The organism is Streptococcus sp. VTCC 12886 (assembly GCF_049893425.1).
Lineage (GTDB): Bacteria > Bacillota > Bacilli > Lactobacillales > Streptococcaceae > Streptococcus > Streptococcus suis_AA.
Map to the genome: position 1 here is coordinate 1 of NZ_JBMVJB010000084.1, position 522 is coordinate 522.

At 36.0% G+C, this 522-nt stretch carries 1 protein-coding gene; it reads right to left on the reverse strand.

Features of this window, described 5'->3' with window-relative positions; genetic code table 11:
* Positions 1–22: 22 nt before the first annotated feature.
* Positions 23–522, reverse strand: a 500-nt coding sequence (locus ACPC57_RS11615) for a DNA cytosine methyltransferase (RefSeq protein ID WP_434067009.1), incomplete at its 5' end; no start/stop codon positions are given.

A 522-nucleotide genomic window follows, 5' to 3' on the forward strand; every position in this document is an offset into this window, starting at 1 on the left:
GTATCATAGTTCCCCCAAAAAATCATATATCGTCATCTGTTCCGCTTTTCAAAAACAACTGGTTGAAAATAGCTTCTAGCACATCTACCACAATCGCATTGCCTGCTTGTTTGTATAATTGTGTGTTGCTATTTACTTGTTCTGCTTTTTCAAAATCTTCATCACTACAACCCATTAGTCTCCAACACTCTTTTGGTGTTAATTTACGAATGCGGTACTCTGGAAGTTCAACTGCGTAGTTATCTTTTTGGACAGAAGTAATTGTGTTACTCGTTCCGTTTTTGTTAATTTCTAGTCTTTGTTCCAAATTGCTATTTCCTGCCTTTCTATCACTTGGATTTTTAGGGTCTCGTCCTCTACTAGCTCCTATAACGACTGCTAAATCATGATTGTTGGCTTTGACTGTTCTACTCAAATCTTTGTAAATTCCTCTTTGAAATCGTTTAGAGACATTTGTATAAATCGTTCCAACAACAACGCCTTTACTGTCATCTGTTGTCAATGTATGTGCCATATTTTTTT